Genomic DNA, 25797 nt, shown 5'->3' on the forward strand with positions numbered 1-25797 from the left:
ATCACGCGGCTTCCACCTAGCTTCAGGGGCAGGAATTGACCAACCGGATCGACGTCGAACAGCTTTGCGCAGATCGGGGACTCCGCATTACGGAGCAGCGGCGGGTTATCGCCAAGGTCCTGTCCGATAGCGACGATCATCCGGATGTTGAACTGCTACACAGCCGCGCATCGGCCATCGATCCGAAGATTTCGATCGCGACGGTGTACCGCACCGTGCGATTGTTCGAGGAAGCCGGAATTCTCGACCGGCATGATTTCGGAGATGGCCGCGCCCGCTACGAAGCCGCTCCCGAAGCGCACCACGACCACCTGATCGACGTCGAAACCGGCAAGGTCGTGGAATTCGTCGATCCCGAACTCGAAGCGCTTCAAAAGCAAATAGCGGAGAAGCTGGGCTACCGTCTGGTGGATCACCGAATGGAGCTTTACGGCGTCCGCCTGGGCCGTGACGACTGACACCGATGCGCGTCGGGCCGGCCTCTCTGCCGAGCGCCTGGCGATCAGGGACGGCAATCCGCCGCCGATCTCTGTTGCGGGTTGGTTCAGGCTGACAGTCCGGCTTTTCGCGGCAAGTTGTCTGCTTCTTGTATGCGTCCCGCTTCACTATGCATTTCGTTTGTTTTGGGGGCGCTCGCCGGTACCAAGGTACTTTCTCAAATATTCTGCGCGCATCATGGGCGCGCGTGTCGAGCGGATCGGTCAGCCGAAAGAGCGGCGCGTCCTCATGCTCGCCAACCACGTCAACTGGCTCGACATTCTTGCGATTGCCGGCACCAGTGGAACTGCATTCGTCGCGAAATCGCAAGTAAGGGACACATTCCTTGTCGGCTGGCTTGCGTCGCTCAACCGGACGATCTTCGTCGCGCGCGAGAACCGGATGGATGTTTCGAGCCAAATTGATGCCGTTCGTGGCGCCTTGACCGACGATATGTCACTGACCGTCTTTCCGGAAGGCACGACCGGGGGCGGTCAGTCCTTGCTTCCGTTCAAGACCGCAATGCTCAAGGTCCTGGAACCGCCGCCACCCGGCGTCATGGTACAGCCGGTAATCGTCGATTACGGCGCGCTGGCCGAATGGATCGGCTGGACGGGTGATGAAACCGGCGCCGAAAATGCCAAGCGCGTTCTGGCGCGGCGCGGAACCTTCCCGCTACGTATTCACTTCCTCGAACCCTTCGACCCCTCCGAGTTCGCCGGACGCAAGGCGATCGGCGAAGAGGCGCGGAGACGGATGGAGCCGGTGCTTCCGGCTAATCTCCAGCGCGCGAAAAGCTCAGGCGATCGGGTTACAGGTCCGCACCGATGAGCCAGTCGTGGAACTGGCGGACGGGTCTGTCCTCCAGCGCTGAAACCTTGCAAACGAACCAGTAGCTGTACGGGCTCTCTACCGGCACGTCGAACAAGCGCGCGAGCCGCCCGTCTTGAGACCTTCGGAAATGATCGTCATGCATAATCGCGATGCCCAGCCCTTGCGCCGCCGCTTCAAGCATGAGCTGACCTGAATCGTAATGATCGATCGCGGCCGGTTCAAAGTTTTCGAGACCCAGTGCGTCCTTCCACGCTTCGAAGCTCGCAGGCAGTTCATTGTGAATGAGGAAGGTCTGTCTGGCCAATGCCTCGGCATCGGCTGCTTCCTCTCCCTTCCCGCTCCGCTCGATTTCGCTGGCAAGATCGCGGCTGACGATGGCGTGCACCATGTTGTGGTCGAGCCGCACCGCATGCAGTCCCTGCTTCGGCCCGCGTGAGAGAATGATCGCAGCATCGAGCGTATCGCCGACCCGGTCTTCCAGATGCGGGCCGGTGTCGATATCGATGTGAAGCTGCGGATGACGCCGCCGCAAGTCAGCCAGTTTCGGGAACAACCGCTGCGTTCCGAAGAGCGGGAGCACTCCCAGCCGCAAGCGGCTGAGCGCGAGATTGTCCGACTGCCCCTCGACCGCACGCGCCAACGCATCAAGGTGCGGCGAGACCGCATTGTAGAACGCCTGCCCCTCATCGGTGAGCTGCATCGACTGCCGCGCGCGGGTGAAGAGCTTGCGCCCAACGAACTCCTCCAGCGTGCCGATCCGCCGCGAAAGCGCCGACGGGCTGAGCGCGAGTTCCTCCGCCGCCAACCGCGCGGAGCCGAGCCGCACGGTGCGCGTGAACGCTTCAAGCGCGCGTAGAGGGGGCAGACGGCGTTGCATGGGTTCCGAGGTCTCGCTCGCTGCTACCGGGTGTCCGTCACGCGTCTACTTCCTCCGGCGGAGCATGGAGACGCAGGCGCGTTACATGAGTCTCGTCGCCCGCCGTTACCTCGATCCGCCATCCGCTGGGATGTTCGAGCACTTCGCCCACGGGCGGAACCTGCTCCGCCAGGATGAAGGCGAGCCCGCCGAGCGTATCCACCGATTCCTCGACCTCTGCGAGCCTCGGATCGATCGCGTCGGCGACGTCGTCGAGTTCGGCGCGCGCGTCGCAGTCCCACATTCCCTCGCCGATCGAGGTAATGAGCTGCTCGGGCGCATCATCGTGTTCGTCCTCGATCTCGCCGACAATTTCTTCGACCAGGTCCTCGATGGTGATAATACCGTCCGTCCCGCTGAACTCGTCGAGCACCACGGCAAGGTGCATTCGCTGCTGCCGCATGTCGGCGAGCACGTCGAGCGCGTTGCGCGATTGGGGCACGTAGAGCGGCTGACGCATCAGCGTCGTCCAGTCAGCGGGTGGCGCCTCTCCCGATGCCAAGAACGGAAACACGTCCTTGATGTGGATCATGCCGATCACGTCGTCGAGGTTTTCGCGGTAAACCGGCATCCGCGAGTGGCCGTGTTCGGAGAACGTAGCGACGAGCTGCGCCCAGTCGCTGTCCGCCGACATTGCGACGATTTCCTTGCGCGGCACTGCCACATCGTCCGCATCATGCTCGCTGAAGTGAAGGAGGTTACGCAGCATCTGCCGCTCGACGAAGGACAGATCGCCATTGGGCCGGGTCTCACCTTCGTCCTCAGGCTGCTCGCCCTCGTGCTCGTCGATCGCCTCTTCGAGCTGCGCGCGAAGCGACCGGTCGGTATCCTCGGCGCCCATCAGACGCCTGATCGCGGGCCACAGCCCGCTGCTACTCTCTGACTCTCCGGCTGGAGAGCTTCGTTCGTTGTCGGTGTCGGGCATGGCCCTTTGTCGATACTCCGTTGTTTCGCGTAGCGCCATATCTAGCGATACGGATCGCCGATTCCCATAGTTCCGAGCGCCTTAATTTCGAGCGCCTCCATCGCGTCAGCCTCGGCGTCGTCGTTCACGTGATCGTGCCCGGCAAGATGCAGGAAGCCGTGAACGAGCAGATGTGCGACGTGATCTTCAAGGCTGACGCCCTTCTCCTGTGCTTCCCGAGCGCAGGTTTCGCAGGCGAGCGCGATGTCGCCGAGCATTTCGGGCGGCCCGTCCACGTCCAAGTCCTCAAGTTCCTCGCGTAGTAGCATCGGGAAGCTCAAGACATTGGTCGGTTCGTCGCGGTCCCGCCATTCGCGGTTCAGCGCGTGGACTTCCTCGTCGCAGGTGAAGAGCACGCTCGTCATCAGCCGCGCATTGGCGAGCAGGGGTTCGACGCCTGCCGCCGCTTCGGCCGCGCGGTCAGCGAGCGCATCCCACTCGCCTTCCGGCCAGCCCTCGACCACGAGGTCGAGGTTCACGCCGCCACTCCGTTCGTCGCCGCTAAGGCACGCTTGGAACACATGGAACGGGGTACAAGAGAAAGAAGTTTTCCGCCTCGTGCAAACGCAGATCGTGCGATGCACGCGGCAGTTTCAGAAGATACGCGGGTGATCATGGCATGACGTTACCGCCCGACGCGGTGTTAGGAAAGTTTAGGACGAGGAACCCCGCCGCCGACCGCAAGTCCGGCCGATCGGTCAGGCCCGCGGCATGGCTCCCGCGCCATCGGACTGGTTCGCCGCGTGAGACAGCAAAAGCTTTTCCTTTACCGATTCCCGCGACATCGCAATGACATGCTCCACGCCCAGGATCGTGATGGCGAGCGAGCCTTCCTGGGTCACCTCGAGATAGCCTTTCGATCTCAAGTACCAGACGTAAAACTCGAACTGGTCTTCCGTACAACCGAGTTTTTCCTGCAATATCCATCCGATAACGCCGGGGTCCGAAGCCTTTGCCCGGCGCCGCTTGTAAAGGGCGAACAGAATTTCGGCGTGAATCTCGTCGTCGCGGGATGCAGTCTCCTGATCGACGAAGAACTCAGCCTCCGGAGCATCCGGGTCAGGCGGACGCCCGAAAACCTCGATATACTTCAGATCGTAGTCCGCACGCCGATCTGCGTCCCGCAGGACCTCGTAAGCTGCGACGATTTCCCCGAACTTATCTACGTCGGCAGTGGCGGCGTTGTCAGGGTGGAACATCTTCGCGTAGAAGTGATACGCGATCTCCAGCGTTCGGGCGTCGGCGTAAAAGTCCGCCTTGAGCGTGTCGTAATAGTCGACGAAGTCCGATTCGCTGTTCATTGCTTACGATAAAACATGAACTGCAGACGTATGCTACTTCAAAGTCACAAGTAGATACGCAAATTACTGTGCCTGAATAGGAATTTCATTTTGGTCGCGGAGGGTCGTCGGCGACGTAGGGCCTCTCGCAACACTGCTTCCGCAGATATCTTGCGCCCTGAAAAGCAAACGCCGCCAGCCTCTCGGCCAGCGGCGCTCATTTTCTGTAGCGTGTTAGTTATGCGTAACGGACGCGGACGTGTGCCGGTTTCGTCTTGCGCATCATGCCGCCGACAAAGCCGAAGCCCAGCAGCAGAAGAGCCCAGGTAGCCGGTTCCGGCACAGCAGCGGTCATTTCGCTGATGCCGCCGATGCGAACCTGGCGAACGTCGCCGACGCCGGTGCCATTCGTCGCGAATGAAACGGATGTTAGCGTGTCACCGTCAGTCGCGCGGATGCCGAAGAAGTTCTGGCCATTACGGCTGAGGTCGAACGTCTGCATCGTACCGTCGCTGAGCGTGATCGTAACGCTGGTCGTGTTGTCGAGCGAGTCGAACAGGTTGAACTCGAACTCGGTAAAGCTAAGCATCGCATCGGCCAGCGTCACGGTCAGGTTGTCGAGGCTTCCGTCGACACCTTCGATACGGGCCTGACCCTGCGACGCTGCTACGGTCAGCATTTCGTTGCTCGTGAAATTCACGGTCGTGTTGGTCTGGTTGGTCGTTCCGATAACCGACATCCCAGGTTCCTGCTCAACATCGAAGAGAACGTTTTCGTCCGGCTGAACTTCGCCTGCACCGTCGTAGATGATGACGGCGGCATTCGCCGGAACGGCAACCGCTGCAGCGGCCGCCAATGTTGCTAATGTGAGTGTCTTGCGCACGGTAATCCTCCAAAAAAAGTAACGTATGTCGGCTCTGCGGATCGCGACCCGTGGCGACTTCTGCGAGTCGTCCTTCAAGAGTTAACGCTTCTTTAACTATCAGACCGCGCAAGCTTGTATTGCGCGAATCCAACACCGTGCCACACTGACACACGTACTTTGGGTAGGGAACGGGAAGGGGTTAAGCCTTTGAAGGAACAGGACCGACCTGTTCTACTCTGCCTTGCCCTCATACGCTTCGACGATACGGCCCACGATCGGGTGCCGCACAACGTCCGCTGCCGTAAAACGGATCGTGCCGAAACCGTCGACGCCTTCGAGCTTCTCTACTGCATCGTTGAGCCCGCTCATGCCGCTGCCGCCGGGGATGTCCACTTGTCGCGGGTCACCGCACACTACCATCCGGCTGTTCTGGCCGAAGCGGGTCAGGAACATCTTCATTTGCTCGCGCGTGGTGTTCTGCGCTTCGTCCAAGATGACGAATGCATCAGCCAGCGTGCGGCCGCGCATGAAGGCGATCGGCGCGATCTCTATTTCGCCGCTGGCAAGCCTGCGCTCCACCTGTTCGGGCGGCATGCAGTCGTACAGCGCATCGTATAGCGGACGCAGGAAGGGATCGACCTTCTCCTTCATGTCGCCGGGCAGGAAGCCAATCTTCTCGCCCGCTTCCACCGCCGGGCGCGAGAGTATTAGCCGCTGCACGCTGCCGGAAATAAGCTGGCTTACCGCCTGCGCAACGGCGAGATAGGTCTTGCCGGTTCCCGCCGGGCCGAGCGCGAAGATGATGTCGTCGCGCACCAGGCTGCGCATATAAGTCGCCTGCGTGGCGGAGCGCGGCACGATAGTCTTGCGCCGCGTGCGGATCATGATCGGCGGACCCTTCGCGCCCTCCGCCTTGTCCGAGATTATCCCGTCGAGCACAGGCTCGTTCGACATGGCGATCAGTGCCTCGATCGCGCCCGCGTCGAGATCCTGCCCCTGCGCGAGGCGGTCGTACATGGTCTGGAGAACTTCGCGGGCCCGCGCGACCGCATCTTCCGGACCTTCTATCTGCAACGTGTCTCCGCGCGCTGCGATGAATACGCCAAGCCGGTTTTCGACCTGCACGAGATTGGCATCGAACTGGCCGAACAGTTCGCCGAGCAGCGCCTGATTGTCGAATGCGATATCCGCTTTCGCGCGGCGTATTTCGCGGCGCGGCTGCGGCGGCGGCGACAAGACCGGGTCTGCGGCTTCGTTGTTGGCGGCTGTCCGATTGCTGCCATTCGGGGGTTTTCTGGCCATCGATATCCTTATGCTAAGTCAGCCAAGGATAAGCCATTATTCGCGACCCGCAAGAAGGGGGCGGCATTTCGGACGTGGAGAAAAGGTCGTTCAGGCGATTGCCGGCTCACACAAAACGCCGCCGAGCGATTGCGGACCGGCGGAAGCGAGGTCGACAGTCACCAGATCGCCGATCCCTACGTCGCCGGTAAAATGTACCGATTGCAGCCACGGCGACTTGCCGAGCCATTGTCCATCCAGCTTGCCGCGACGCTCGACAAGGACTTCACAGCGCTCGCCCACGCTTGCTTCGTTGAAGGCCAGCTGGTCGCGGCGGAGGGCGGCTTGGAGGCGCTGAAGCCGCTCGTCCATCACTTCGGGCGCAATCTGGTCGTCCATCGTAGCGGCAGGCGTGCCGGGGCGCGGCGAATATTTGAAGCTGAAGGCCTGCGCGTAACCGACCGATTCCACCAGCGCGAGCGTGTCGGCGAACTCCGCCTCGCTCTCTCCCGGGAAACCGACGATGAAGTCGCCGCTCAGCGCCAAGTCCGGCCGTGCTGCGCGGAACCGGTCGAGCAATTTCAGATAGCTCTCCGCCGTATGGCTCCGGTTCATGGCCTTAAGCACGCGGTCGCTACCCGACTGCACCGGCAGGTGGAGGTAGGGCATGAGCTTGTCCACCTCGCCGTGCGCGGCGATCAGGTCGTCGTCCATATCGGCCGGGTGGCTGGTGGTGTAGCGGATACGCGCGAGGCCATCGACCTTCGCGAGCGCGCGGATAAGGCCGCCCAGCCCCACGCTTCGTCCTGCCTCGTTCTCGCCGGACCATGCGCTGACGTTTTGGCCGAGCAGCGTAATTTCCTTCGCCCCCGCCTCGACCAGTTTGCGCGCCTCGCTGACGAGGTCGCTGTAAGGCCGCGAGATTTCCGCCCCGCGCGTGTAAGGAACGACGCAGTAGGTGCAGAACTTGTCGCAGCCTTCCTGGATCGTGACGAAGGCCGCCGGATTGATCCGCTTGCGCTGAGGCAGGGCGGCAAATTTGGCGATTGCCGGCATATCGGTATCGCTCGCCCGCTCGCCGCGCACTGCCTTTGCGAGCATATCGGGCAGGCGGTGATAGGCCTGAGGGCCGACGACCATGCTGACCGCCGGAGCCCGCGCCATGATCTCTTCGCCTTCGGCCTGCGCGACGCAGCCGGCGACCGCGATCAGCGGCTCCTTGCCCGCCTTGCGGCCCCGCTTGGTGATGCGGCCGATGTCGGAATACACCTTCTCTGCCGCCTTTTCGCGGATGTGGCAGGTGTTGAGAACGACCAGATCGGCCTCTTCCCCTTCCGCAGCGGGCGCGATGCCCTGCTCGCCGAGCAGTTCGGCCATGCGCTCGCCGTCGTAGACGTTCATCTGGCAGCCGAAGCTCTTGACCCGAAAGGTCTTGGGGGATTTTGCCTGTGTCATGCGAAGCGCGCCCTCTAAGCCATTCGCGCGCGCCTCGCAACCGACCTCGCGCTAATCGATCCGGTAGTCGATCGGCTTGAAGCTGCCCCCGTTCGAGGCATAGGCGGAGCACGCGGTGAGCCCGATAACGCAGTCCATCAGCGCCTCGAAGACCACCCGGTCCCCCGCCTCGCTCGGCGGCGTTTCGACCGACAGCCTGCCGCTCGAACCATCGACCGGCACGTTCATGAACACGTTGAAAGCGCACGGAATGTCGTCTTCGCCAATGCCCCAGGGCGACAGCGCCTCGGCGAGATTTCCGAAGCATCCGCGGTGAACCGGCTTGTCGGGATAGAAATGCTTGAATGTCGCGGTGCTGCACGGCGTAAGCAGAAAGTCATGTGTGCCGGCCGTATCCTCGACGATCTTCAGCATCCCGTTCGACCGGTTCGACCATAGGGTGTTGCCGGCGGTCAGCTTGATCGTCTGTTCGTAATCGAAGGTCCGCCCGTTCGAGATGACCTCGCGCACGTCGTCCAATCCATAGGCGAGAAGATCGGAGACCTGCGCCCCCTCCGGATCGATTACGGTAAGCCGCTGTCCTTTCCCGAGTTCGAAAGCGGTCCCCGACCGCGGCGGAATGCGCTGCTTGCCGGTCATGCGCGCGGATCGCGGAAGGGACAGGTCCAGTCCTCTCCGACTTCCCGCCCGCTGTACTGCCGCGCCTCGCTGCTTTCGCCGAAGCGCGCAAGCATCGGATTGAGGCTGCCGGCGAGATCGAAATCGCGCGAGAGGATCGCTTCACGCATACGCTCGTACCGGCCCTCGGCGCGCAACCATTCGAACTGGTTGTGCAGGTTGAAGACCAGGATCGGACGTTCGAAGCGCCGCGCCGGACGCGACGCATTGGGATGCAGTCCGACGACGAAAAAGGCCTCACCGCCGAAACTGAGGGAAAAGTCGGGTTTGGCGGGATCGGCCCCGACGCTCTCGTCATACGGCTGACCGAGCCAGGCATCCTTGTCGGAAAGAGATTGCAGCCGTTGCCACATCGCCTTCTCAAAAGCCTCTTCGGACAGGTTGAGAGGCCCTTCGAATATCACCGCGAGGCTCCGAAACGCGCTCGGCGGATCGTCACGGTCGGCCCATTCGAGCAGCGCTTCGTGTATCTTGAGGTCGTTCCAGCCGCTCAGCAGGTCACGAGCGTGGCGCACCTCCAGACGGCCGTTCGCAAGCGCCGACTTCGCACCGACGCAGGGAAAGTCGGGTTCGCGAATGTGGTCTTCGAATGTGCGGCGGGCGGTATCCGGATCTTTTACGGAAAGTGTGTCGAGCATGGCGTTCTAACGCACAAGGCTCGCTGAGGAACCCAGGAATTAATAAAGTTTATATGGTTGGCACGTGCGGGAGCGATCAGGCGGCCCGGATCAGTTTCGCAGGGCCGGTAGCGATCGGATCAAGCGCCCGCAAAAGCTGTTCGACAGCCTGGGGACGAACTAGCCACTGCGCATGCAGGCGTGCTTGCGATCGGTCCCCTTGCGCCAGATTGCGAGCAACCGCCTCGAGACTGCGCTCGTGCGGTGTGACGGCTTCGCTTTCGGGAGGAGCAATTCGTACGGGCCCTCGCGCCGCATATTTCAGCACGGACTCGGCGCGTTCGAGCGACCATTTCGCGATTTGCGCGGATGCGCCGCGTCCGAATTCACTGTGAGAATGGGCATGGCAACCATGCCAGATCGTGCGAAATTCTTCGATCATTGTGATACCTCTCAATCTGCTATTGAGAATGATATGCAACTAGCCGAATGTCAACCACTGGAGATCAGGGCGCATAAAAAAGGCCGGAGCAGTGCCCCGGCCCGTTTTAATATATGCAGAAGATCTATGCTACGGCGCGCTGCTCTTCTTCCGGTACGAATTCACCGCACCAGTCGTCTGATGCGACCGTTGGCCAATGCGCCTTCTTGTCGCCTTCCGCGGGTGACGGTGCATACCGACGGCATTCGCTTTGATTATCATTGTAAAACTTGCATTCTGCACACTGCATGGCGCTTCTCCTGATCGGTGTTCTTACCAACTCAATGAGATGCCGAGCCTAATGTTCCAAAAAAGTAGCAAAAACAATTACTTAGTATTGATAATCATTAGCAATTAACGTTTGTTGCTTGGTCGCTGGAAGTGATGACAGAAACCCCGCAAGCAACCAGCGCGCTTCATTAGCTGACGGTCGCCTTGACGATCTTGCCGGGGTTCGCGGGCGGCTCGCCTTTCGGAAGAGCATCGACGTGCTCCATACCTTCCTCGACCTGGCCCCAAACGGTGTATTGCCCGTCAAGGAAATGCGCGTCGTCGAAGCAGATGAAGAACTGCGAATTCGCGCTGTCGGGAACCTGCGTGCGTGCCATCGAGCACGTGCCGCGAACATGCGGTTCGCTGTTGAACTCAGCCTTGAGGTCGGGCTTGTCGCTACCGCTCATGCCGGTGCCGGTCGGGTCGCCGCCCTGCGCCATGAAGCCGGGAATCACGCGGTGGAACACGACGCCGTCGTAGAAACCTTCGCCGGCAAGTTCGGTAATCCGCTCGACATGGCCCGGCGCGAGGTCGGGGCGCAGCTTGATGACTACGTCTTTGTTTGCGCCGTCGCCGGTGTCGAGGGTCAGCGTCAGTTTCTGGTCGGCCATAATCGCGTGTCTCCTGAATTTGCGTTCGGAGCCCATATAGAGAGGACGCGCGCAGAGTCACGCCCTGCCCCTGCCCCGATCGGCTTGCTTTTCGCCCGCCCCGCCCTAGAGCGAGCCCAATGGCCGAAGACACCCGCCTCGACGAAGAAGAGCTGATGCTGGCTCCCGCGCCGGAGGAGGAGGCGGAGGAAGACGCGCGCCCCGACGACCGCATCGACGACGAGCGGCACGACGAGGAAAACACGCTCAAGGCCGAGTATGTGAACGCGGTCCGCAGCGAGCTCGAAGCGGGCGATGCGGACGCGGTATACGCGCTGGTCGAGCCGCTTCACCCCGCCGACATCGCCGATTTGCTCGAACTGCTCGACCGCGACGTGCGGCACGAACTCGCAGGCGCAATCACCGACCTTATGTCGAGCGAGGTCGTCGCCGAACTCAACGATTACGTACGCGACGACATGATGGAGGCGCTGCCCGCCTCCGCCGTGGCGTCCATTGCCGAACAGCTCGAAACCGACGACGCGGTGCAGCTGATCGAGGATCTCGACCGGTCGGATCAGCGCGCGATCCTTGCTGAACTCGATGCGGAAGACCGCCACGCGATCGAGCAGGCGCTCTCCTATCCCGAGGAGACCGCCGGGCGGCTGATGAGCCGCGACTTCGTGGCCGTGCCCGAACATATGACGGTGGGCGATCTCATCGACTTTCTGCGCGAAGACAGCGGCCTGACCGACGACTTCTTCGAAATTTTCGTGGTCGACCACATGCATCACCCGGTCGGCACCTGTCAGCTATCGTGGATCCTGCGCACCCCGCGCACCATCGCTCTCGCGGACGTGATGAAGCGCGACCAGACGCTCATCCCCGTCATGCTCGACCAGGAAGAGGTCGCGCTGATGTTCCAGAAATACGGCCTGATCTCCGCCGCCGTGGTGGACGAGAACGACCGGCTCGTCGGCCAGATGACGGTGGACGACATCGTGCACATCATCTCCGAAGAGGCGGGTGAGGACGTCATGCTGCTATCGGGCGCAGGTGAAGGCGACATCAACGAGCCGCTGCGCGACGCCTACAAGGCGCGCGTGCGCTGGCTAATCGCTAATCTCGGCACGGCGCTGATCGCGAGCCTCATCATCGCCGCATTCGGCGCGGCGATCGAGCGGCTGGTGGCGCTCGCCGTGCTCATGCCGATCGTGGCGAGCATCGGCGGCAATGCCGGCACGCAGACGATGGCGGTGACGGTGCGCGCCATCGCCACCAACCAGCTCACCCGGGCGAACACCGGCCGCATCTTGATGCGCGAATTCACGGTCGCCGCTCTCAACGGGGTCACGATCGCGGTCCTGATCGGATTTGCGACCGGGGCCCTGTTCACGCCCACCCTCGGCGTGGTCATCGCCGCGGCGATGGTCATAAACGTAGTGACGGCAGGCCTCGCCGGCGTGCTCGTTCCGGTCATCTTCGACAGGTTGAAGCAGGACCCGGCGGTCGCGAGCAGCGTCTTCGTGACGATGATTACCGATTCGATGGGCTTCTTCGCCTTTCTGGGCCTTGCCGTCGCGTCGGGCCTTACGTCTTGAGCGAAAAGCGCGCCGCACTATCTTGAGGGGCGATGCCGCTCAACATGACCAAGATCGCGTTCGGCGCGCAGAGTTATGCCGATATCGAGAGCTGGTTCGCGAACCGCCCGCGCCTGTCGGTCAACACGCGCTATCGTCCGACCCGGCACGAGGAACTGGTAGGCGGCTCGCTCTACTGGATTCACGAGCACAACCTCGTCGCGCGCTCGCCCATCACCGGCTTCGAGCAGCAGGATAGCGGGCGCTGGTGGATTCACCTCGAACCGCAGCTCATTCCCGTGCTCCCCCGCCCGAAACGCGCGCACCAGGGCTGGCGCTATCTGAAGGGCGAGCCACCCCGCGACCTCGAAGAAGGCGAGGAGATCGGCGATCTCATGCCCGGCAAGCTGGCGGGCAAACTCCAGAAACTGGGACTGATCTAGCGGCTTTGATTACCGACCCGGCGGCCCAGGGGCTCCGGAACCAGTTCCATCCCCTTCCGTTTTGCATCAACCGACGTAACAGCGGAGCGTCGTCGGCCGCACAAACGGAGAAGGCACATGAAAAAGCAGATCATCGCGGCTCTCGGCAGCACCGCATTCCTCCTGTCAGCATGCAACACGATCGACGGCGTCGGTGAAGACGTCGATTCCGCCGCCGATTGCGTCGACGGCGTAGAAGGCAACTGCTGAAGCCAGGCCTTTCGGCAACTGACTGACGCAAGGGCGTCGCTTCGTAATGAAGCGGCGCCCTCGTCGTATGCGCGAACCTGTTACGCAGGATAAATCGCGGAACGCAGCCGCGCCGCGCCGCGTTGGATAGGCAAAAGGAGAATACTATGCCCGAGCGCCAATCCATGCATCCCGACAACGAACTCATCGACGAGATGAGCGAGAACCCCACACCCGGACATCAGGGTTCGGCAGGAGGCGAGGTCAATCGCCGGGTCGGTAAACGCGGGGAACAGAACCGCGCAAAGGATCCCGACAACCGCGAGCCGGAAATCGGCTCCGATAACCCAGCGGACGATGCGCAGAAGGGTCCGAAAACCCGCCACGCGATCCAGGAAGAACGCGAAGACTGATCGTCCTCAGAAATGCAAAACCCGGCGAGAGTTGTTTGACCCTCGCCGGGTTTTCTATGCGAAATTGAAAAGCGTCAGGCTGGCTGCATCGAGGCTGCTTGAATCTCGTCGATGGCTTTGCCCAGCGCGGTGTCGAATTCGCCGTCGTCCATGTCGGCCTGCAGCACTTCGAGCAGCGCGCGGCTGAAGCTGGCAATCATCCCGTCGTTCTTGGCCAGTTCGCGGCATGCCTCCTCGCGGCTGTAACCGCCGGACAGCGCGACGACCTTGAGCACCTTTGGATGATCGACAAGCTGCTTGTAGAGGTTCGGCTCGCTCGGCAGCGTAAGCTTCAGCATGACCCTCTTGCCTTCGGGGACGCGGTTCAGTTCGTCGAGCATGTGGGTCAGCAGCAGGGCCTCGGCCTGCGGACGGCTTTCGCTCTTCAGCGAGACTTCCGGCTCGAGGATCGGCATCAGTCCGTAATCGAGGATCTGCAGACCGTAATCCATCTGCTGCGCGACATTCGCCTTGATGCCGGCACCGTCGGCTTCGTGAATGACCGAGCGCATCTTCGTGCCGAATACGCCGAGTTCCTTCGCACGTTTGCAGCGCGCTTCGAGGTTCGGCATGTCCTTCATCAGCTGCGCGCCGTTCTCGGTATCGTGCATTCCGTTATCGACCTTCAGGAAGGGCACGATCCCTCGGCGGGAAAGCAGCTCGGGGATGGGCGAGCCGTCGTCGGTGCAGCCTTCCATCGTCTTTTCGAACAGGATCGCGCCGATGACCTTGCCGCCCCCGAAGCTGGGCGAGGTCACGATACGGCATCGCATCTTGTGAATTTCGGCGAACATCTCCTCGTCGCCCGACCAGGCATCGTCCGCTACGCCGTATGCCTTCAGCGCCTTCGGGGTCGACCCGCCCGACTGGTCGAGTGCGGCGATGAAGCCTTCGCCGTTGGCGATGCGGTCGGTCATTTCCTGCGTGTTCATAAGCGTCCTTCGATTTCGTTTTCGCCGGCCCGCGACAGGCCGTGCATTCGTATGCGTGTGCCTGTCGCCTTAACCGGCTCGCTGCACTGCGGCAACCGGTACGGGACGTAAAAGACATGCAAAAGCAGCGCTGTGCGCTTACGGCACATATTCGGCGCGAAGCCGTCACGCGAGCTGCCGAAGCGGCCCCGTTCAGCGCTGCAGTGCCGCCACGCCGGGAAGCCGCTTGCCCTCCATCCACTCGAGAAACGCGCCGCCCGCAGCCGAGACATAGGTGAAGTCCTGCGCCGCACCTGCGTGAGCCAGCGCCGCGACCGTATCCCCGCCGCCCGCGACCGATACGAGGGAGCCTTCCTGTGTCAGTGCCGCCGCCGTGCGCGCAAGAGCCACCGTCGCCTCGTCGAACGGCGGGGTTTCGAAGGCGCCGAGCGGGCCGTTCCATACGAGCGTGCGGCAGGTCTTCAAGACGTCAGCCAGCGCCTCGGTCGCCAGCGGACCGATATCGAGGATCATCTCGTCCTCGCCGACCTCGTGCACATTGCAGGTCCGCAGCGACGCGGGGTTTTCCGCAAACTCCTTCGCCACCACGACGTCATAGGGAAGATGCACCGTGCAGCCCGACTGGTCCGCCGCGTTCATGATTGCGTTTGCCGTGTCGGTGAGATCGTGCTCGCACAGCGACTTGCCGACCTTCACCCCGCGTGCGGCGAGGAAGGTGTTGGCCATGCCGCCGCCGATGATGAGGTGCTGCACGTTGGTTGCGAGGTTCTCCAGCACGGCAAGCTTGCTCGACACTTTCGCCCCGCCGACGACTGCCGCGACCGGCGTTTCCGGATTGCCGAGCGCCGCGTCGAGCGCCTTAAGCTCGGCTTCCATCGCGCGTCCGGCATAGGCCGGCAGGATATGCGCCAGCCCTTCGGTCGAGGCATGGGCGCGATGGGCGGCGGAAAAGGCGTCATTAACGTAGAAGTCGCCATGCGCCGCAATTGCCGCAGCAAAGTCACGGTCGTTCGCCTCTTCGCCCGGCCAGAAGCGGACATTGTCAAGAAGACCGATATTGCCGTCTTCCATGATGCCGAGCGACTGTTCGACGACGGGACCGCTGACCTCGGAAATGAACATCAATTCGTTGCCGAGCACCTGTTCGACGTCGCCCTGCACGAAGCTGGTCGACATGGTCGAGTGCCGCTGCCCCTTCGGCCGGCCGAAATGGGCGAGCAGAAGCACCTTCGCGCCCTTCTCAGTCAGTTCGAGGATGGTTGGCTTCGCGGCTTCGACGCGTGTGACGTCGGTCGCCGAACCATCCTTCATCGGCAGGTTCAGATCGACGCGGACGAGCGCGACCTGTCCCGAAAGATCGGCAGGAAGATCGTCGAGAGTATTGAAATCGCTCATGTAAATTCCTGCCGTAACGTGCTTCAGAGAAGTTTCGCCATGACACCCGCAGTGTCGATCATCCGGTTGGAGAAGCCCCACTCGTTGTCGTACCAGCTGACGACGCGGGCGAGCTTGCCTTCCATGACGCTTGTCTCGAGGCTGTCGACGGTCGAGCTTGCCGGCTGATGGTTGAAGTCGCTCGATACCAGCGGCTGGTCGGTAAAGTCGAGAACGCCCTTCATCGGGCCGTCCGCCGCCTTCTTCAGCGCTTCGTTCAGCTCATCCGCGTTCGTATCGCGGCCAGGCACGAAGACGAGATCGACGAGGCTGACGTTCGGCGTCGGCACGCGGACCGAGGAGCCATCAAGCTTGCCGTTGAGTTCGGGGAGCACAAGGCCGACCGCGCGCGCTGCACCGGTTGTCGTCGGGATCATGTTCTGCGCACCCGCCCGCGCACGCCGCATGTCGGAATGCATCTGGTCGAGCATCCGCTGGTCGTTAGTGTAGCTGTGGATCGTGGTCATGAAGCCGCGCTCGATACCCACCGTGTCGTTCAGGACCTTCGCGATCGGCGCGAGGCAGTTCGTAGTGCAGCTCGCGTTCGAAATGATGTCGTCCTCGGCGGTCAGCGTCTCGTGGTTGACGCCGTATACGATCGTCTTGGAGACACCCTTGGCCGGGGCGGAGATGATGACTCGCTTCGCACCTGCCTCGATATGCGGCCGGGCGGCTTCGTCCGACTGGAAGAAGCCGGTGCATTCGAGCACGATGTCGATGCCCATTTCCTTGTGCGGCAGCTTGCCGGGCTCGCGTTCCGAGGTGACGGCGATCTTCTTCCCGTCGACCGTGATGCTGTCGCCGTCGGAGGTTACCTTGCCGGGGAAGCGGCCGTGCGTGGAATCATGCGCGAACAGGAGAGCATTGGCCTTCGCATCGGCAAGGTCGTTGATCGCGACGAGTTCGAAATCGTGATCGTCCCCCTCCAGCAGCGCGCGCGCCACCAGCCGCCCGATACGTCCGAAACCGTTGATCGAAACCTTCGTCGCCATGTCAGTAACTCCTGCTAATTATTTAATCTTGTTCATGATCTGCGGCACGATCGCGTCCACAGTAAAGCCGAATTTCTCGAACAGGTCTTCCGCCGGTCCCGATGCGCCGAACCGGTCGAGACCGATGTTGAGCCCGTTCGCCATCGTGTAGCGCTCCCAGCCGAGCGTTACGCCTGCCTCTATCGAGACCCGCAGGATTTCGTCCGGCGAGACGTTCGGGAGAAGGTCGGCCTTGTAGGCATCGTCCTGCTCTTCGAAAAGCTCCCAGCACGGCATTGAGATCACGTCCGCGCCGATACCTTCCGCCTCGAGTTTCGCGGCGACTTCGCTTGCCAGATGAACTTCGCTGCCCGTCGCAAGCAGGATGACCTTGCGCGTGTTTTCTGCCGCCTTCAGCCGGTACGCGCCCTTGGCCGAGCGGTTGGACGAGGCGCTCCAGTCGGCATCGCCCTCGCCGCGCATCTGCGGCAGGTTCTGGCGGGTCAGACAAAGGGCGGCAGGCGTCTTCGGACTCGCAATCGCGAGCGCCCAGCATTCCGCAGTCTCGATCGCATCGCACGGGCGATAGACGTTGAGGTTGGGAATGAGACGCAGGCTCATCACCTGCTCGACCGGCTGATGCGTGGGTCCGTCCTCGCCGAGACCGATGGAATCGTGCGTGAACACGTAAGTGACCTGCGCCTGCTGCAAGGCCGACAGCCTCACGGCGTTGCGGCAGTAGTCGCTGAAGATGAGGAACGTCCCGCCGTAGGGGATAATGCCGCCGTGAAGCGCCATGCCGTTCATCGCGGCGGCCATGCCGAACTCGCGAATGCCGTAATAGATGTAACGCCCGCCGTAATTGTCGGCAGTGAGCGGATCGGTGGCCTTGGTCTTCGTGTTGTTGGAACCGGTCAGGTCGGCGCTGCCGCCGATCATGTTCGGGATCGCCTCGGTCAGCACGCCGAGCGCCATTTCCGAAGCCTTGCGCGTTGCCACCTTCTGCGGCTCTCGGGCGAGTTCGGCAATCAGGTGCTCGACCGCCGGACCGGCGAGATCGCTGCCGCTGGACGTGCCGTTCTCGAACGCCGCGCGCGCGTCGCTGTCCGCATTCAGGCGCTTTTCCCAGGCAAGCCGCGTTTCCTTGCCCCGCTCACCCATCATGCGCCAGCCGGCTGCGATGTGCTGCGGAATTTCGAACGGCGGATATTCCCAGCCGAGCTGCTCGCGGGCCAGCGCGATCTCGTCCGGGCCGAGCGGTGAGCCGTGAACGCCCGAAGTGCCCTGCTTGTTCGGCGCGCCCTTGCCGATGATCGTGCGGCAGGCGACCAGCGAAGGCCGGTCGCTGTCCCGCGCTTCGGCGAGCGCCCGGCGGATATCTTCGGGATCGTGGCCGTCGCAGCGCGTGACGTGCCAGCCGGTCGCCTCGTAGCGCGCGGCGATGTCCTCGCTCGTCGAAAGCGCCGTCGTACCGTCGATGGTGATCGTATTGTCGTCCCAGAGAACATTGAGCCGGCTGAGCTTCAGGTGCCCTGCAAGCCCGATCGCCTCGTGATTGATCCCTTCCATCAGGCACCCGTCGCCGGCGACCACCCAGGTGCGGTGATCTACCAGATCGTCGCCGAACTTCGCATTGAGATGCCGCTCCGCGATGGCCATGCCGACCGCCATCGCGAGACCCTGTCCAAGTGGCCCGGTCGTGCACTCCACGCCGTCGAGCAGGAAGTTCTCCGGGTGGCCCGCGCAAGGACTGCCTAGCTGCCGGAAGTTGCGGATGTCCTCGATCGTCGGCTCGGCATAGCCGGTCAGGTGCAGCAGCGCGTAGGCGAGCATCGATCCGTGCCCCGCCGACAGCACGAAGCGGTCACGGTCCGCCCAGTCGGGGGCAGAGGGGTCGAATTTCAGGAACTCGGAATACAGCACGGTAGCAACGTCGGCCATGCCCATCGGCATACCGGGGTGCCCGGAATTCGCTGACTGCACCGCATCCATGGAGAGCGCGCGAATGGCGTTGGCTAGGTCCGAGAAAGCCGCTGTGGTGGAATTCATCTGTGGTGCTCCGGCAGGCGCGCCCATTGCCGCCCGTCTGTTCGCAGAAAATGGACGCCGCCAATGGCCATCGGCACGATTCGCGGTACGCGCCAAAGCCTTCGCGGACAGCGCCTTTCAGGTCAAGCCGGTGGCCCGCAGGCTTCGCTTCGTGTGTCCACAAACCATACGGGCGGGCCGCGTAGTTGTGGATAGCTGTGAACAGGCGCCGCGAAGATTTTGCCGCAAAAGGCAATTCTTGGTAAATCCGCACGCATGGACCGAGAAAGGATCTGGGACGCGGTCGCGCGCATCGAACGCGCACGCCAGCGCATTTCCGCTGCGGAGGTGCCGGAAGCTGGTGCTGGCGCCCCTCCCCACGACCTCGCCGATCTGCCGGAACGTCATGCCGCCTTGCAGGCGGAGGTGACGCGCAGTCTTGCGCGGCTAGACGAACTCATTGAAAGGCTGGAGGAATGAGCTCTCTCAATCTTTCCGTCGGCGGTCGCCGCTACAAGGTTCACTGTGCCGATGGCGAAGAAGCGCATGTCACCAAGATGGCCGGTATCGTCGATGCGCGCCTGACGAAACTCGGTGCGACGCAGCCGCAGAACGAGGCCAAGAACCTCCTTTTCGCAGCCCTCGTCCTGGCCGACGAACTGCACGAGGCGAATCTTTCGATTCCCGGTTCGTCCAAGAAGCCGGAAGGCTACGCGGAGAAGCTGGCCCGCCTGCAGGAGGAAGTCCGCCAGGAAAAGAAAGCGCGCGAGAAGCTCGAGAAGAAGCTGGAAGATGCCGAAACGGGGTCCGAGACGTTGACTTTCGGCGTGGCGGCAAACCGCGCGCTGTCGGAGCAGGAACGCAAGCTCGCCGACCAGCTCGAAACCCTCGCCGCCGATCTCGAACAGACGGCCGAGCGGCTGGAGACCAACAAAACCGCCGTAGCCTCTTGAGCGCAGTGCTCTCGCACCTTACATCGGTAACCGGCGGGACTGCCCGGCACGAGCCATTGAACATCCCTGAGGCTATAAGCAATCCTAGGGAGCTGTCCCTGCCCTGGTTTGCCGGTTCGCCCGGAAGGCCGGGGTATACGGCGCCCACCTGACGTGAAGGCGTCAGAGGATCTCCTGGCAACGACCCATGGTGGTTCCGCCACTCTTTTTACGCGCTACCGCTTCGCTGCTTGAGCGCGTTGGCTTCGCGCGTCCCCTTCGCTGCTTGAGCGCACTGGCTTCGCGCGTCCCCTTCGCTGCTTGAGCGCACTGGCTTTCGCGCTACCGCTTCGCTGCTTGAGCGCACTGGCTTTCGCGCGGCCCCTTTGCTGCGGGAGGCCGGTCGGCCTTGCGGGTCAGCGGGCCCGTTATTAGTTCGAAAGCAGAGAAGGCGATGACCAAGGACGAACTCAGGAAAACTCTGCGTAGCGCGCGGCGCGAGCACGTCGCCGCGCAGCCGGAAGGCATCCGCGCGCTGCTGTTCCTGCGTCCCCCGGCCGCCATCCTGGACCTTATTCCGGAGGGCGCGACTATCGGTCTCTACCGTGCAAACCCACACGAGGCCCCGGCAGCGCATTACGCGAGGTTCTTCGCCGAGCGCGGCCATTCTCTGGCCCTGCCGCGCTTCCTCTCGCGCGGCGCGGATATGCACTTTGCCGCCTTCACCGAACCTTTTGGAGAAAGCGATCTCGAACCCGGACCGTTCGGCCTGATGCAACCCGCGGCAGAAGCCGCGGCGATGATCCCGGACGTGCTGTTCGTACCCCTCGTCGGCTTCACGCGAGACGGCGCGCGGCTCGGCCAGGGCGGCGGTCATTACGACCGCTGGCTCGAAGCGCACCCGGACACGCTCGCCATCGGGCTTGGCTGGGACGTGCAGGCGGTGGACGATCTTCCCTTAGAAGCGCATGACTACGCCCTCGATGCCGTCATCACGCCGACACGGATGTACGGGCCCTTCGCAAAGGAGACGCTTCACTGATGCGGACCGAACCGACCTGGCGCATTCCGGTAGGCATTCTCGGCCTGCTGGTCGGCCTCGCAATCTACGGCATCGTCATCGCGCGCTACGCACCCAGCATCATTGGCGACTGGCCGGCGCTGGCGCAAACACTCGTCTACATCGTACTCGGCGTGCTGTGGCTGCTGCCGCTTCGGCGTTTTCTCATCTGGATGGAAACCGGCCGCTGGAGCGCGCCAGGGAAATAGTCTCCTTGGAACTGCGGCGAGTGCGCCCGCGTTCGCCCAATATGCCAGAACTTCCCGAATCCGATCAGGCCCGCCGCGTGATCGAGGAGCAGTGTCTCAATCGCACGATCGAAAGCGCCGAGCTCGGCAGCGATACGGGCTACATCGATTTGCCGGGGGACAACGAGCGCGGCCGGCTTATCGGGCGCCAGTTCACCGAAACCACACGGCACGGGAAATACATCTTTGCGGGCAGCAAGACCGGCCCGTGGATCGTCGTCCACCTCGGCATGTCCGGCAAGCTCGTCGCGTTCGACGCGCCGGACGATCCGCCCGATTACACCAAGTTCCTGATTGCGTTCGAGGGCGACCGGCGGCTGGCGTTTCGCTGTCCGAGGAAACTCGGCTCACTGACCGTCATCGACGATCCGGAAAGCTTTATCGCCGACAAAAAGCTCGGCCCCGATGCCTTAAAGATCACCTGCGAGGAGTTCACCGAAGCGATCGGTTCCTCGCGCGGGGCGGTCAAATCCGCACTGATATCGCAGACCAAGCTCGCCGGGGTCGGCAACCTCTGGTCGGACGAGGTACTTTATCGGACCGGGATACTGCCCGACCGGGACGGCACCGACCTTTCCGAAGCCAAGCTGGCGGAGATGCACGGCGCGCTTCAGGACATTCTCAGACAGGTGCTGAAGGTGCATGCGGTCTACAGCGAACTGCCGAACGACTGGCTAATCCACGGCCGTAAGATCGGTGCTGACTGCTCGCTATGCAGCGGCTCGATCGTGAAGCAGACCATCGGCGGTCGCAGCGCCTATCACTGCGACACGCATCAGGAATAAGTGCGCGACACGCCGCGGGCAAATGCCGCGGCTCAATGCTTCGCAAGAAAGAAAAGGTCCCAAGTGGCGCGAGTGACGGGACTTGAACCCGCGACCCTCGGCGTGACAGGCCGATACTCTAACCAACTGAGCTACACCCGCGCATTTACGCTGGTAGCGCCTCTTGGGAACCGCGCCACTAAGGCAGCGCGGCAGGGCTGTCAATGGCGCAGCGAAGCAAAATTCGCCTTGCCTGTCGGCAGCCCGAAATATGCTCAATCCGACAGCAGCAAAACCGGCGTTTCGATGAGTTTCTTCATCTTCTGAACGAAGCTCGCAGCGTCGTATCCATCCACGACGCGGTGGTCGCAGCTGATCGAGATATTCATCAGCTTGCGCTTCTCGATCCGCTCGCCGCCATTGCCGTCGGGCACGTACATCGGCCGCTCGATGATGCGATTCGGACCGATGATCGCGACTTCGGGCCGGTTGATGACCGGAGTGGTCGCGACCCCGCCAAGCGGACCGAGTGAGGTCACGGTCAGCGTGCCGCCCTGCATCTCTTCCGACTTCGCTTTGCCCTCGCGCGCCGCCTCGGCAAGCCGCACGATCTCGCGCGCGAGCTGCCACGGGTTCTTCGCCTGCGCATCGCGGATCACGGGGACCATCAGACCTGCATCGGTCTGCGTCGCCATGCCGAGGTGAACCGCGCCGTGCCGCGTCACGATGCCCGCCTCGTCATCGTAGCGGGCATTGATCATCGGGAATTCGGGCAGCGTCTTGCAGATCGCCGTAATCAGCAGCGGCAGGATCGTCAGCTTCGGCTTGTCGCTGCGATTGGCGTTGAGGTCGGCGCGCATTTCTTCGAGCGCGGTCACGTCCACTTCCTCGACATAGGAGAAGTGGGGAATGTTGCGCTTGGAGGCGGCCATGTTCTCGGCGATGCGGCGGCGCATTCCGATGACCTTCTGCGTCTCGTCCTGGCGCGTCTTCGCCGCGCCGGTGAAAGCCGAGTTGTAGGAAAGGAACTGGTCGAGATCGCCGTGCCGTACCCGCCCGCTTTCGGACGGGCTGACTTCGCCCAGGTCAATGCCGAGATCCTTCGCGCGTTTGCGAACGGCGGGAGAGGCGAGCACCTTGCGGTCCGCCTGGCGCGGCTCGGGAGCCTTTCCGGTCGGCTGCTTCGGCGCGGGCTCTGGATCGGCCGCCATCGCATCATCGGCATCGGAAGCGTCGGAATTCTCGACCTCGATCCGCTCTTCGACAGTGTCGCTTTTTGGTGCCGGCGCGGGCTTTTCCTCCCCGTTTTCCGGCGCCGCTTCCGCAGCCGCTTCGTTCTCCTCGGCGACCTCGTCGGGAATTTCGCCCGCGACCTCGATCACGACCAGCATCGAGCCGATCGCTACCGTGTCGCCGACTTCGCCAGCGACTTCGACGATCGTGCCAGACACCGGGCTTTCCATTTCGACCGTCGCCTTGTCGGTCATCATGTCCGCAAGCTGGCCGTCTTCCTCGACCGTATCGCCGACCTTGACGTGCCACTCGACGATCTCGGCTTCGGCAATCCCCTCGCCGATATCGGGCAGATTAAAGGTGAACTTGGTCATGCAGGATTACTCGCTCAAAAGCTTGTCGATGGCCTCGCCGATGCGGACGGGACCGGGGAAATAGGCCCATTCGAGGCTATGCGGATAGGGCGTGTCGAAGCCGGTCACACGCGCGATCGGCGCTTCGAGATGGTAGAAGCAGCGCTCCTGCACCAGCGCGGAAAGCTCCGCTCCGAAACCCGACGTGCGGGTCGCCTCGTGCACGATCATGCAGCGGCCGGTCTTTCTGACCGACGCCTCGATCGCTTCGATGTCGAGCGGAACGAGCGTGCGCAGGTCGAGAATTTCCGCATCCACGCCCTTCTCGCGCGCGACCGACTCGACCACGTGAACCATCGTGCCGTAGGCGAGGATGGTCATCTCGCCGCCCTCGCGCACCGTGCGCGCTTTGCCGAGCGGGATGGAATAGTAGCCTTCCGGAACCTTGGACTGCTCGTGCTTCTTCCAGGGCTCGACCGGCTTGTCGTAATAGCCTGAGAACGGGCCGTTGTAGATGCGCTTCGGCTCGAAGAAGATGACCGGGTCGTTATCCTCGATCGCGGAGATCAGCAGCCCCTTCGCATCGTAAGGCGTCGAGGGAATGACCGTCTTCAGACCGGAGACATGGGTGAAGATCGATTCGGGGCTTTGACTGTGCGTCTGACCGCCGAAGATGCCCCCGCCGAAGGGCGAGCGCACGGTCAGCGGCGCGATATATTCCGCCGCCGAGCGGTAGCGCAGCCGCGCGGCTTCGGAGATAAGCTGGTCGAGACCAGGGTAGATGTAGTCGGCGAACTGGATTTCCGGAACGGGCCGCAGACCGTAGGCGCCCATGCCGACCGCCACGCCGATGATGCCGCATTCGGAGATCGGCGTGTCGAACACCCGGGTCTTGCCGAATTTTTCCTGCAGTCCCGCCGTACAGCGGAACACGCCGCCGAAGTAGCCGACGTCCTCTCCCATCACGATCACATCGGGATCGCGGTCCAGCATGATATCGAGCGCGTCGTTGATCGCCTCGATCATGTTGAGCCGCCGCTCGACATCATTGTCGGCGGTCTTGGCATCCTTTTGCGCAGTCTCGCTCATCGGTTCGGCAATCCTTCGGGAAACTTGACTTCGCGCTCGTGCACAGCCTGCTCGGCCTGCTCCTTAAGGTGCCAGGGCAGTTCCTCGAACACGTCCTCGAACATGGTGCGGAAGGGATGGTGAAGGCCGTGGCCGAGAATGCCGTTCTTCTCGGCCTCCTTTGTAGTCTGCTTGACGTGGGTGGCGGCGTTCTCGTCCATTTCCGCCTGCCGGTCCTCGTCCCATTCGCCCAGCGCAATAAGGTGGCGTTTGAGGCGCATGACGGGATCGCCAAGCGGCCATTCCTCGCGCTCCTGCGCGCTGCGATAACCGCTCGGGTCGTCCGAGGTCGAATGCCCCTCGGCCCGGTAGGTGAAATATTCGATCAGGGTCGGCCCGGCATTGGCGCGCGCGCGGTCGGCGGCCCATTTCTGGCTGGCATAGACCGCCAGCGGATCGTTGCCGTCGACGCGTAGCCCGGCAAGCCCGTAGCCGAGCGCCCGTGCGGCGAACGTCGTCCGCTCTGCCCCGGCAAAGCCGCTGAAGCTCGAGATTGCCCACTGGTTGTTGATAACATTGAGGATAACGGGTGCATTATACACCGCCGCGAAGGTGCAGGCCGAGTGGAAGTCACCTTCCGCAGTGCTGCCCTCGCCCAGCCAGGTGGCGGCAATCCGGCTGTCACCCTTGATCGCGCTCGCCATCGCCCAGCCCACGGCCTGCGGCGTCTGCGTCGCGAGATTGCCGGAGATCGAGAAGAACGAGTGCTCGCGGCTCGAATACATGATCGGCAGCTGGCGGCCCTTCAGCTTGTCGCCTTTGTTCGAGTAGATCTGGTTGATCATCTCGATCAGCGGATATCCGCGCGCGATGAGCACCCCTTGCTGACGGTAGGAGGGGAACACCATGTCGTCCGATGCGAGCGCCATCGCCGCAGAGACGCTGGTCGCCTCTTCGCCGGTGCACTTCATGTAGAAACTGGTTTTGCCCTGCCGCTGCCCGCGGAACATCCGCTCGTCGAATGCGCGGACCGTGGCGAAATGGCCGAGCATGGTGCGCAGCACATCGGGCGATAGCTTCGGGTCCCACGGACCGTGCGCCTTGTCGTCGTCGCCGAGCACGCGCACGAGGTCATGGCACAGCGGCGCGGTTTCCTTGGGGTCGCAGGTCTCGTCCGGGCGAGCCTGCTCACCCGCAGGCGGTACGTTGAGGTCGGTGAAATCGACGGTATCGCCGGGCCGATACTTGGGCTCCGGCACGTGCAGCGCAAGTTGCGGCTTGTTGCTGCCATCGAAGGCGGAATTGTCGGGCCGATCGGCCATGCGCGCTTTTCTCCCTTGGCGACACTCGAAATCGCGGG

29 protein-coding genes, 1 tRNA gene and 1 other RNA gene are annotated in these 25797 nt (G+C 62.7%); 12 read left to right on the top strand and 19 right to left on the bottom strand.

Features of this window, described 5'->3' with window-relative positions; translation table 11 throughout:
• Nucleotides 1-35: 35 nt before the first annotated feature.
• Complete coding sequence (locus HUV48_RS03955; RefSeq protein ID WP_176266439.1) at nt 36-458, top strand: Fur family transcriptional regulator; 423 nt, start codon at nt 36-38, stop codon at nt 456-458.
• 217 nt (nt 459-675) lie between these two features.
• A complete protein-coding gene (locus HUV48_RS03960) occupies nt 676-1308 on the top strand; it encodes a lysophospholipid acyltransferase family protein (protein WP_225871500.1) in 633 nt (210 codons plus the stop codon).
• Here the strand turns inward: HUV48_RS03960 and HUV48_RS03965 are convergent.
• The 11 genes from HUV48_RS03965 to HUV48_RS04015 form a co-directional block, all read right to left on the bottom strand.
• Entirely contained in the window at nt 1289-2188 is a 900-nt protein-coding gene (locus tag HUV48_RS03965) for a LysR substrate-binding domain-containing protein (RefSeq protein ID WP_176266441.1), read from the bottom strand. The genes HUV48_RS03960 and HUV48_RS03965 overlap by 20 nt on opposite strands.
• Nucleotides 2189-2225: 37 nt before the next feature.
• On the bottom strand, nt 2226-3152 hold the full coding sequence (locus HUV48_RS03970) for a hemolysin family protein (RefSeq protein ID WP_176266442.1): 927 nt from the start codon (nt 3150-3152) through the stop codon (nt 2226-2228).
• A gap of 41 nt (nt 3153-3193) precedes the next feature.
• Complete coding sequence (ybeY, locus tag HUV48_RS03975; protein WP_176266443.1) at nt 3194-3670, bottom strand: rRNA maturation RNase YbeY; 477 nt, start codon at nt 3668-3670, stop codon at nt 3194-3196.
• Nucleotides 3671-3889: 219 nt separating this feature from the next.
• Nucleotides 3890-4492: a J domain-containing protein gene (locus HUV48_RS03980; RefSeq protein ID WP_176266444.1), complete on the bottom strand. Its 603-nt coding sequence runs from the start codon at nt 4490-4492 to the stop codon at nt 3890-3892.
• Between the two features lie 217 nt (nt 4493-4709).
• Nucleotides 4710-5354 (bottom strand): PEPxxWA-CTERM sorting domain-containing protein, encoded by a 645-nt coding sequence (locus HUV48_RS14590; protein WP_318656037.1) that lies wholly within the window; start codon nt 5352-5354, stop codon nt 4710-4712.
• 213 nt (nt 5355-5567) lie between these two features.
• Nucleotides 5568-6638, bottom strand: coding sequence for a PhoH family protein (locus HUV48_RS03990; protein WP_176266445.1), 1071 nt, complete (start codon nt 6636-6638; stop codon nt 5568-5570).
• Between the two features lie 90 nt (nt 6639-6728).
• Complete coding sequence (gene miaB / locus HUV48_RS03995; RefSeq protein WP_176266446.1) at nt 6729-8072, bottom strand: tRNA (N6-isopentenyl adenosine(37)-C2)-methylthiotransferase MiaB; 1344 nt, start codon at nt 8070-8072, stop codon at nt 6729-6731.
• Between the two features lie 51 nt (nt 8073-8123).
• Nucleotides 8124-8711 carry a DUF1989 domain-containing protein gene (locus tag HUV48_RS04000; protein WP_176266447.1) on the bottom strand — a complete coding sequence of 196 codons (588 nt, stop codon included), beginning with the start codon at nt 8709-8711 and terminating at the stop codon, nt 8124-8126.
• Entirely contained in the window at nt 8708-9388 is a 681-nt protein-coding gene (gene gntA, locus HUV48_RS04005; RefSeq protein ID WP_176266448.1) for a guanitoxin biosynthesis heme-dependent pre-guanitoxin N-hydroxylase GntA, read from the bottom strand. The genes HUV48_RS04000 and gntA overlap by 4 nt, the downstream gene beginning before the upstream one ends.
• Before the next feature lie 76 nt (nt 9389-9464).
• Entirely contained in the window at nt 9465-9848 is a 384-nt protein-coding gene (locus tag HUV48_RS04010; protein WP_176266449.1) for a hypothetical protein, read from the bottom strand.
• Nucleotides 9849-10267: 419 nt separating this feature from the next.
• Nucleotides 10268-10732: a peptidylprolyl isomerase gene (locus HUV48_RS04015; protein ID WP_176266450.1), complete on the bottom strand. Its 465-nt coding sequence runs from the start codon at nt 10730-10732 to the stop codon at nt 10268-10270.
• Between the two features lie 119 nt (nt 10733-10851).
• On the opposite strand from HUV48_RS04015, the gene mgtE reads away from it, so the two are divergent.
• The 4 genes from mgtE to HUV48_RS04035 all read left to right on the top strand — a co-directional run bounded on the left by mgtE (nt 10852) and on the right by HUV48_RS04035 (nt 13375).
• On the top strand, nt 10852-12312 hold the full coding sequence (gene mgtE / locus HUV48_RS04020) for a magnesium transporter (protein ID WP_176266451.1): 1461 nt from the start codon (nt 10852-10854) through the stop codon (nt 12310-12312).
• A 32-nt stretch (nt 12313-12344) separates the two neighbouring features.
• Nucleotides 12345-12734 carry a DUF1489 family protein gene (locus HUV48_RS04025; RefSeq protein ID WP_176266452.1) on the top strand — a complete coding sequence of 130 codons (390 nt, stop codon included), beginning with the start codon at nt 12345-12347 and terminating at the stop codon, nt 12732-12734.
• 117 nt (nt 12735-12851) lie between these two features.
• Nucleotides 12852-12983 carry an entericidin EcnA/B family protein gene (locus HUV48_RS04030; protein ID WP_176266453.1) on the top strand — a complete coding sequence of 44 codons (132 nt, stop codon included), beginning with the start codon at nt 12852-12854 and terminating at the stop codon, nt 12981-12983.
• Between the two features lie 146 nt (nt 12984-13129).
• A complete protein-coding gene (locus HUV48_RS04035) occupies nt 13130-13375 on the top strand; it encodes a hypothetical protein (protein WP_176266454.1) in 246 nt (81 codons plus the stop codon).
• 74 nt (nt 13376-13449) lie between these two features.
• On the opposite strand, the gene HUV48_RS04040 is transcribed toward HUV48_RS04035, so the two are convergent.
• From HUV48_RS04040 to tkt, 4 genes are all read right to left on the bottom strand, one after another.
• On the bottom strand, nt 13450-14346 hold the full coding sequence (locus HUV48_RS04040) for a fructose bisphosphate aldolase (protein ID WP_176266455.1): 897 nt from the start codon (nt 14344-14346) through the stop codon (nt 13450-13452).
• Between the two features lie 192 nt (nt 14347-14538).
• Nucleotides 14539-15741, bottom strand: a complete 1203-nt coding sequence (locus HUV48_RS04045) for a phosphoglycerate kinase (RefSeq protein ID WP_176266456.1) — start codon at nt 15739-15741, stop codon at nt 14539-14541.
• A gap of 23 nt (nt 15742-15764) precedes the next feature.
• The gene (gene gap / locus HUV48_RS04050; RefSeq protein WP_176266457.1) at nt 15765-16772 is read right to left on the bottom strand and encodes a type I glyceraldehyde-3-phosphate dehydrogenase; all 1008 of its coding nucleotides are present in this window, start codon (nt 16770-16772) and stop codon (nt 15765-15767) included.
• 18 nt (nt 16773-16790) lie between these two features.
• The gene (gene tkt / locus HUV48_RS04055; protein WP_217906657.1) at nt 16791-18800 is read right to left on the bottom strand and encodes a transketolase; all 2010 of its coding nucleotides are present in this window, start codon (nt 18798-18800) and stop codon (nt 16791-16793) included.
• 255 nt (nt 18801-19055) lie between these two features.
• Between tkt and HUV48_RS04060 the strand changes: the two genes are divergently transcribed.
• From HUV48_RS04060 to HUV48_RS04085, 6 genes are all read left to right on the top strand, one after another.
• Nucleotides 19056-19259 (top strand): hypothetical protein, encoded by a 204-nt coding sequence (locus HUV48_RS04060; RefSeq protein WP_176266459.1) that lies wholly within the window; start codon nt 19056-19058, stop codon nt 19257-19259.
• Nucleotides 19256-19732, top strand: coding sequence for a cell division protein ZapA (locus HUV48_RS04065; RefSeq protein ID WP_176266460.1), 477 nt, complete (start codon nt 19256-19258; stop codon nt 19730-19732). The genes HUV48_RS04060 and HUV48_RS04065 overlap by 4 nt, the downstream gene beginning before the upstream one ends.
• A gap of 33 nt (nt 19733-19765) precedes the next feature.
• Nucleotides 19766-19933: non-coding RNA, 6S RNA (ssrS, locus tag HUV48_RS04070), on the top strand.
• Between the two features lie 232 nt (nt 19934-20165).
• Nucleotides 20166-20753, top strand: coding sequence for a 5-formyltetrahydrofolate cyclo-ligase (locus tag HUV48_RS04075; protein ID WP_176266461.1), 588 nt, complete (start codon nt 20166-20168; stop codon nt 20751-20753).
• The gene (locus HUV48_RS04080; RefSeq protein ID WP_176266462.1) at nt 20753-20980 is read left to right on the top strand and encodes a DUF2842 domain-containing protein; all 228 of its coding nucleotides are present in this window, start codon (nt 20753-20755) and stop codon (nt 20978-20980) included. Before HUV48_RS04075 ends, HUV48_RS04080 begins: the two co-directional genes overlap by 1 nt.
• A gap of 41 nt (nt 20981-21021) precedes the next feature.
• Nucleotides 21022-21804 carry a DNA-formamidopyrimidine glycosylase family protein gene (locus tag HUV48_RS04085; protein WP_176266463.1) on the top strand — a complete coding sequence of 261 codons (783 nt, stop codon included), beginning with the start codon at nt 21022-21024 and terminating at the stop codon, nt 21802-21804.
• Nucleotides 21805-21868: 64 nt separating this feature from the next.
• Here HUV48_RS04085 and HUV48_RS04090 read toward each other — a convergent pair.
• The 4 genes from HUV48_RS04090 to HUV48_RS04105 all read right to left on the bottom strand — a co-directional run bounded on the left by HUV48_RS04090 (nt 21869) and on the right by HUV48_RS04105 (nt 25759).
• Nucleotides 21869-21945, bottom strand: a tRNA-Asp gene (locus HUV48_RS04090).
• 113 nt (nt 21946-22058) lie between these two features.
• Nucleotides 22059-23390: a dihydrolipoamide acetyltransferase family protein gene (locus HUV48_RS04095; protein ID WP_176266464.1), complete on the bottom strand. Its 1332-nt coding sequence runs from the start codon at nt 23388-23390 to the stop codon at nt 22059-22061.
• Nucleotides 23391-23396: 6 nt separating this feature from the next.
• On the bottom strand, nt 23397-24458 hold the full coding sequence (locus tag HUV48_RS04100; protein WP_176266465.1) for an alpha-ketoacid dehydrogenase subunit beta: 1062 nt from the start codon (nt 24456-24458) through the stop codon (nt 23397-23399).
• Nucleotides 24455-25759, bottom strand: a complete 1305-nt coding sequence (locus tag HUV48_RS04105) for a 3-methyl-2-oxobutanoate dehydrogenase (2-methylpropanoyl-transferring) subunit alpha (protein WP_176266466.1) — start codon at nt 25757-25759, stop codon at nt 24455-24457. The genes HUV48_RS04100 and HUV48_RS04105 overlap by 4 nt, the downstream gene beginning before the upstream one ends.
• Nucleotides 25760-25797 lie beyond the last annotated feature (38 nt).

This window comes from Qipengyuania atrilutea, from assembly GCF_013370205.1.
Taxonomy (GTDB): domain Bacteria; phylum Pseudomonadota; class Alphaproteobacteria; order Sphingomonadales; family Sphingomonadaceae; genus Actirhodobacter; species Actirhodobacter atriluteus.